5 protein-coding genes and 3 pseudogenes are annotated in these 6,616 nt (G+C 74.8%); all 8 read right to left on the reverse strand.

Features of this window, described 5'->3' with window-relative positions; translation table 11 throughout:
- Positions 1-308 (reverse strand): condensation domain-containing protein (locus tag ACWJ6R_RS27300; protein WP_449064979.1); only part of this gene is annotated, 308 nt, incomplete at its 3' end.
- A 1-nt stretch (position 309) separates the two neighbouring features.
- A complete protein-coding gene (locus tag ACWJ6R_RS27305) occupies positions 310-780 on the reverse strand; it encodes a class I adenylate-forming enzyme family protein (protein ID WP_449064980.1) in 471 nt (156 codons plus the stop codon).
- A 122-nt stretch (positions 781-902) separates the two neighbouring features.
- Positions 903-1,475 (reverse strand): annotated as a pseudogene (locus tag ACWJ6R_RS27310) (AMP-binding protein); the annotation flags it as partial.
- A 35-nt stretch (positions 1,476-1,510) separates the two neighbouring features.
- Positions 1,511-1,867 (reverse strand): annotated as a pseudogene (locus ACWJ6R_RS27315) (AMP-binding protein); the annotation flags it as partial.
- Positions 1,864-2,109 (reverse strand): acyl carrier protein, encoded by a 246-nt coding sequence (locus ACWJ6R_RS27320; RefSeq protein ID WP_068898468.1) that lies wholly within the window; start codon positions 2,107-2,109, stop codon positions 1,864-1,866. The pseudogene ACWJ6R_RS27315 and the gene ACWJ6R_RS27320, both read right to left, overlap by 4 nt.
- The gene (locus ACWJ6R_RS27325; RefSeq protein WP_068898470.1) at positions 2,106-2,285 is read right to left on the reverse strand and encodes an MbtH family protein; all 180 of its coding nucleotides are present in this window, start codon (positions 2,283-2,285) and stop codon (positions 2,106-2,108) included. The genes ACWJ6R_RS27320 and ACWJ6R_RS27325 overlap by 4 nt, the downstream gene beginning before the upstream one ends.
- Positions 2,282-3,541: an MFS transporter gene (locus tag ACWJ6R_RS27330; RefSeq protein WP_449064981.1), complete on the reverse strand. Its 1,260-nt coding sequence runs from the start codon at positions 3,539-3,541 to the stop codon at positions 2,282-2,284. Before ACWJ6R_RS27330 ends, ACWJ6R_RS27325 begins: the two co-directional genes overlap by 4 nt.
- A gap of 560 nt (positions 3,542-4,101) precedes the next feature.
- Positions 4,102-6,579, reverse strand: a pseudogene (locus tag ACWJ6R_RS27335) (AMP-binding protein); the annotation flags it as partial.
- Positions 6,580-6,616 lie beyond the last annotated feature (37 nt).

Below are 6,616 nucleotides of genomic sequence, written 5' to 3' on the forward strand. Positions count from 1 at the left end.
GCCCGGGGGAGTCCTGCCACGCCGGGAGCGTCGCCGGAGACGTCCTCGAAGAGGATCGGCGGCGGGGCCTCGCCGGGCGCCGCCCACACCTGCCCGTCCCGCTCGGCCAGCACGGAGGCGAGGACGGGGTGGCGGCGGACCACCGCCGCGCAGGCGTCGAGCATCGCGTCCGCGTCCAGCGGGCCGTCGAAGCGGACCGCCAGCGGCATGCGGTAGACGGCGCCGCCCGCGCCCGCCCGCTCGGTGACCCACATTCCGTGCTGGGCGAGGGACGCCCGGTGCGACTCGTCTACCAGCGGTACCGACATCTCACGTGCCTTCCGTACGACCCGTCGCGGTGGCGCCGAAGAGCCCCCGCAACTCCCTTTTGATGACTTTTCCTGACTGGTTCTTGGGCAGGACGTCCACGACGAGCACCCGTTCGGGCAGCTCGTGGCCGGCCAGCCGCTCCATCAGGAAGGCGCGCAGGTCCGTGACGGACACCTCCCCGCCGGAGCGGGGCACGACGGCCGCGGCGATCGCGGTGCCCAGCACCGGGTGCGGGACGCCGACCACCGCGGCCTCCGCGATCTGCGGATGCTCGTACAGCGCGGCCTCCACCTGCAGCGTGGAGACCTTGAACGCCCCGGACTTGACCACGTCGCCCTCCCGGTCGACGAGGTGGAGGTAGCCGTCGGCGTCCAGGTAGCCCAGGTCGCCCATCCGCACCCAGCCGCCGCGGAACGCCTCGGCGCTCGCCTGCTCGTCGCGGTAGTAGGAGCGGGGCGCGGGCGAGCGCATCCAGACCTCGCCGGTCTCCCCCGGCGGGAGCGGCTCGCCGTCCGATCCGGCGACGCGCAGCGCGCCGCCGGACGCCGGCGCCCGAGCGCGCCCGGCCGGGCCGGATCGAAGATCATGATGGTCTGGGCGGGGGCCGCCTCGGTCGAGGTGTAGTAGTTCGTCACCGTCGCGTTGGGGAAGGCGGCGGTGAGCCGTACCGACACCGAGGGGGGAAGGGCCGAGGCGGCCGAGCCCAGCAGCACCACGCTGGAGAAGTCGTGGCGCTCGTGCAGCCCGGCGTTGAGCAGTTCGATCGCCATGGTCGGGACGAGGAACACCGTGCCGACGCCGTACGACTCGATCAGCCGGGCGAACCGGCCGGGCGTGAAGCGGGCCGGCGTCAGCATCGCCGGGCGGGCGTCCAGCGCGTTGAGCAGCATCGTCTGCCCGGCGTTGGTGCCGATCGGGAAGGCGTGCAGCAGGTGGCGCGAGTGCCCGAACCGGCGGCGGTTCGGGCGGGTCTCGCAGCCGAAGGCCAGGTTGGCGTGGGAGGCGCCGACGCCCTTGGGCGTGCCGGTGGTCCCGGAGGTGTAGAGGATCTGGGCCAGATCCTCCGGGCGGCCCGCACCCCGACCGGCCCGCTCCCCGCGTCCTCCAGCTCCGCGGGGGCGGCCGTCCAGCGGTCGCCGTCGGGGGCCTTCAGGTCCCGGCCGCACAGGACGGCGGAGGCCTCGCAGTGGTCGAGCATGTACCGCAGCTCGGCGGGGGCGAGCCGGTCCGAGAGCGGCACGGCGACCGCCCCGGCCAGCTGGACCGCGCAGTAGGCCACGGCGAAGTCGACCCAGTCACGGCTGCCGAACAGCAGTGCGACCCGGTCGCCCGGCCGCACGCCGCAGCCCAGGAGTCCGTGCGCGATGGCGTGGGAGCGCCGCTCCCATTCGCCGAAGGTCAGCGTCCCCTCGCCCTCGACGACGATCGCGGTCCGCTCCGGCTCCTGCCCGGCGCGCAGCGCCAGCATCTCCGGCACCGTCCGCGGGGCCGGAATCCGCGCCGACGCCGTCCGCCGGGCCGGCGGGGTCTCCGCGGCGGACGGGGTCTGCGGGGTCATGGCAGGTTCTCCGCCACGTGGCCGGCCAGCAGCGGGAAGCTGTCGAGGTGGGCGCCGCCGCCGAGGTCGAGGACGACGCCGAACTCGTCCTCGACCGCGTCGACCAGCCGGAGCAGTTCCAGCGAGGCCAGCCCGAGGGCGGCCAGGGAACCCTCCGAGCGCAGCACCTCCCCGGCGGGCAGCCGCCCGCCGGAGGCGGCCTCGACCATCTCGGCGAGCCGGGACGCCACCTGCCCGGTCATCCGTGCGCCCGCCGGACGCTGAGCGGGCGCATGTCCGTCCAGACCTCCTCGATGCGGGCGAGGCACTCCTCCCGCTCCCCCGCGAACCCCTCGGCCCGCCAGCCCTCGGGCAGCTCCCGGTCCGCGGGCCAGACCGAGTACTGCTCCTCCTCGTTGAGCACCACCAGGAAACTCATGCCGGGACCTCCTCCTTGTCCTCGTCCGTGTCCTTCACTTCGTCCGCGTCCTTCACCGTGCCGTCCGCGTTCTTCCGCGTGCCGTGCGTTTCCGCGTCCTTCGCCGTGCCGTCCGCGTTCTTCCGCGTGCCGTCCGCGCGCCTCTCCGTCCGCAGGCGGTCGCGCAGCGCCTCGGCGCCGACCAGGTCGTCCGGGACCGCGTCGGGGACCTCGGCGTCGAACCGCGCCAGCGCCCGCACCCGCATGGACACCAGCGCGATGGCCGCGATGGCCAGGCCGAAGCAGACGTACATGAAGCCGATGCCGCGGCCCTGCCCGACGCCGATCACCGCGCCCACGGTGCCCGCGAGCGGGCCGTCCGGCGCCAGCAGCGGCTCGAATACCTCCGAGCCGTACGGCGCGACCAGGCCGAAGCCGATCGGCAGCGTGGACCAGGCGACCAGGGTGTTGAGCGCGATGACCCGGCCGTGGAAGCGCTGCGGCACCTTGACCTGGATGATCGTGGCGTAGACGCCGTTGAGCAGGGTCAGGCAGAACGACATCCCGAACGCGCCCACCGCGATGGCGACCAGGTCCTGCCGCACGCCGGTGAGCAGGCAGAAGACCGAGAGCGCGAGCGTGGCCAGCAGCACCCCGTGGAGCCTGCGCCGGCGCGGCCCGCCCCAGACCGTCATCAGCAGCCCGCCGAGCAGGACGCCCAGCCCGCCCCCGAACGACACCCGGCCGACGTCGTCGAGCGTCGCGAACGAGAGCACCAGCGGGGAGATCATCAGGAAGAGCGGCGACAGGAAGACGTTGAGAAACGCGAAGAACAGCAGCATGCTCCGGAAGCCGGGGTTGCCCCAGGAGTAGCGGACGCCGTTCATCATCTCGGCGACCACGCCCTCGCGGCGCCGCCACGGCATCGCGGCGGGGAACCTGACGAAGAGCAGGATCAGCGTGGCGACCGCGTAGCTCGCCACGTCGATGATGAGGATGCCCTCCAGCCCGATGGTGGCCATCAGCCCGGTCGCGACCAGCGGCACGATCAGCTGGGCGGTGCCGTTGGCCGTCTGCACGACGCCGTTGGCGTGGCCCAGGAACCGTTTGGGCACCAGCTGCGGGATGGCCGAGCCGTAGGCGAAGCGCTGGAAGGTGAGCGCGATCGACAGGCACACCAGCAGCGGGTAGATGTGCCAGATCTCCAGGTTGCCGGTCCAGAGCAGGACGCCCAGCGCGAGCTGCGTCCCGCCCGCGGCGACGTCACCGCAGAGCATGACCGGCGCCGGTCGTAGCGGTCGACGATCGCCCCGGCCAGCGGCGCCACCAGCATGCCGGGCACCAGGCCCAGCACCGCGAAGAGCGCGAACCGCGCCAGCGACCCGGTGGTGGTGTAGATCCAGAGCGGGATCGCGAACTCGGTCAGCGCCGATCCGGTGATCGAGACGAGCTGCCCCGTCGAAACGAGCAGGAAGCGCCGCATGCCGATGTCCGTCGCGCCGGGCGCCCTCCCCGCGGCCCGCGCCGGGCGCCCGCCCGGGTCCGGCCTCCGTTTCCGGACCTTCCCGTCCGGCGGGCCCGACCCGTCCGGTCCGCCTGCTCCGTCCGGCCCGGCCGGGCTCTCCGCGACCCCGTCCGCGATCCCGGCTCCGTCCCCGGCCGCGTCGCCGTCCTCCTCCCCGGCGCGGGTGACCGCCTGGAGCCACCAGGTGGACTCCTCCGTCCGCTCCAGCGCGGCCGTCCCGCCCGAGGCGATGGCCCGGTGGGTCCCGGTCAGGATGTCGGCGAGCTCGTCCGCGCGGTACTTGACGAAGAAGTGCCCGGCCTCGTCGAGGACGACGCAGGCGACCGTGTCGGAGAGCCGGAGCCATTCGAGGTAGCGCTCCTGGTAGAACTCCACCGCCGGGTCCCGCTCCCCCGCCACCGCGATGACCGGCGCCCGCAGCCGGCCGGTCTGCTCCTCGAACAGCCGGGTGAAGTACCGCTCGGCCGTACGGGTGCCCTCGCGGCGGTTGCGGATGATCAGCTTGAGCTGGTCGCGCTCGAACTCCTCGACGTCGAGCCCGGCGGCGGCCAGGGCGTTGATCCGCCCCTGGTCGCTGGTGAGCCGGTCCATGAGGTGGCCGAGCCGGCCCAGGCCGCGTCCGGGGCGGGCGAACGGGAACACCCCGCCCAGATAGACCGCCTCGATCTCCCGCCCGGCGGCCTCCAGCAGCCGGGCGGTCTCCGCCACCAGCATCACGCCGAGACCGCAGTGCCCGTACAGGACCAGTGGCCCGGTGATCCCGGCGAGGATCTCCTCGGCGCATCCGCGCGCGACCTCCTCGACCGGCCGGGACTCCTCGCCCAGCTCATGGCCGGGCACCGCCACCGAGTACAGCGCCCAGTCGGCCGGCAGCGCGTCGGCCAGCGGCTGGTAGACGGCCGCGCTGCCGCCGCCGAACGGCACGCAGACCAGGGTCGCGGCGGCCGTGCGGGCCGGGGTGAGCCGGTGCAGCAGCCGGGCCGGGCCGCCGGACCCGCTCTCCAGCAGGCGGGCCAGGTCCCGGACCGTGCGGTGCTTGAACAGCTCCAGCACGGTCACGGTCCGTTCGGGGACCTCCTTGCGCAGCCGGGCGATGACCCGCATGGCCAGCAGCGAGTGGCCGCCCAGGTCGAAGAAGTCGTCCAGCGCGCCGACCCGGTCGATCTCGAGGACCTCGGCCCAGATGCGGGCCACGGTCTCCTCCGCCCCGGCCGCGGGCGGGACGAACTCGGCCGGTCCCCCGCCGTCCCCGCCGCCGAAGGCCTCCGGCTCGGGCAGCCTGGACCGGTCGACCTTCCCGTGCGACTTCAGCGGCAGCTCGTCGAGCCAGACCTGGCGGGCCGGGACCATGTAGTCCGGGACCCGCTCGGCCAGCCAGGACCGCAGCTCGGCCGGGTCCGGCCGGTCCGCTCCGGCGGGGGCGACGAGGTAGGCGACCAGGCGCTCGCCGCGCAGCTCCGCGACCGCGTGCGCCACACCGGGGTGCTCGGCCAGCACGGCCTCCACCTCCGACAGCTCTACCCGGTAGCCGCGGATCTTCACCTGCAGGTCGCGGCGGCCGAGGAACTCCAGGTCCCCGGTCGGCAGCCAGCGGCCGAGGTCGCCGGTCCGGTACATCCTGGCTCCGGGCCCGCCTTCCGGGTCGGGCAGGAAGCGGTCCGCGGTGAGCCCGGGGCGTCCCAGGTAGCCGCGGGCCAGGCGGTCGCCGCCGAGGTGGATCTCGCCGGGGACGCCGACCGGCACCGGCCGCAGGGCGTCGTCGAGCACGTGGACGCGGGCGCCGGGCAGCGGGGTCCCGATCGGCAGAGCCGTCCCAGAACCCGCGGCGGTCCCCCCGGAAGCCGGGCCCGCCCCCACGGCGTGCCCGGTGTCCCGCGGACCGCTCCGGGAACCGGCCTCCGGAGCGGTCCGCGCGGCCACCGCGGGCGGCTCCACCTCGTAGGTGGTGACGCCGACCGTGGCCTCGGTGGGGCCGTAGTGGTTGACCACCCGGCACCGGCCGGCCGCGGCCAGCTCGGTGGCCCAGCCCTGCGGGGCGGCCTCGCCGCCGAGGATCAGCAGCTCGCTCGGGAGCAGTTCGGCGGGGGTCGCGTCGGTGAGCAGCGCCGCCAGGTGGGACGGGGTGATCTTGAGGTGGCCGACGCGGTGCTCCCGCAGGTAGGCGGCCAGCTCGCGCCCCGCCGTACGGGGCGGGACGAGGTGGAGCGTGCCGCCGGTCATCAGGCACAGGTAGAAGACGGTCACGCCGAAGTCGAAGGCCAGCGACTGCAGGAGCGCGTAGGAGCCGCCCGGCTCCACCGCCAGCCGTTCGCGCACGCCCGCCAGGTAGGTCATGACCTCCCGGTGCTGTACGGCCACGCCCTTGGGCCGCCCGGTGGTGCCGGAGGTGTAGATGACGTAGGCCAGGTCGCCCGGGACGGCCCCGCCGTCCGCCGGCTCGTCGCCCACGGGTCCGGTCTCCCCTGCCGCGGGTTCACCGTCCCCGTGGTCCTCCTCCGTCTCCGCCACCCACACCGCCGCCAGGTCGTCCGGCACCCGGTCGCGGAGCTCGGGGCAGGTGACCACCGCCGCGGCGCCGGCGTCGGAGAGCACGAACGCGAGCCGTTCCGCCGGGTGGTCGGGGTCCAGCGGGAGGTAGGCGGCGCCGGCCTTGAGCACGCCGAGCACCGCGACGGCCAGGTCCGCCGACTGCTCCAGGCAGATCGCGACGCGGTCGCCCACGGCCACCCCTCGCCGCCGCAGCCGGCGCGCGAGCAGTCCGGCGCGCCGCTCCAGCTCCGCGTAGGTCAGTGAGACCCCGTCGCCGGCGCCCCCGGTTCCCGCCGCG

Source organism: Planomonospora algeriensis, from assembly GCF_977012225.1.

What these genes read in the sequence shown, in the direction of transcription:
- ACWJ6R_RS27305 (WP_449064980.1), bottom strand. Translation starts at nt 780, where the DNA reads ATGCGCTCGCCCGCGCCCCGCTCCTACTACCGCGACGAGCAGGCGAGC.
- ACWJ6R_RS27320 (WP_068898468.1), bottom strand. Translation starts at nt 2,109, where the DNA reads ATGACCGGGCAGGTGGCGTCCCGGCTCGCCGAGATGGTCGAGGCCGCC.
- ACWJ6R_RS27325 (WP_068898470.1), bottom strand. Translation starts at nt 2,285, where the DNA reads ATGAGTTTCCTGGTGGTGCTCAACGAGGAGGAGCAGTACTCGGTCTGG.
- ACWJ6R_RS27330 (WP_449064981.1), bottom strand. Translation starts at nt 3,541, where the DNA reads ATGCTCTGCGGTGACGTCGCCGCGGGCGGGACGCAGCTCGCGCTGGGC.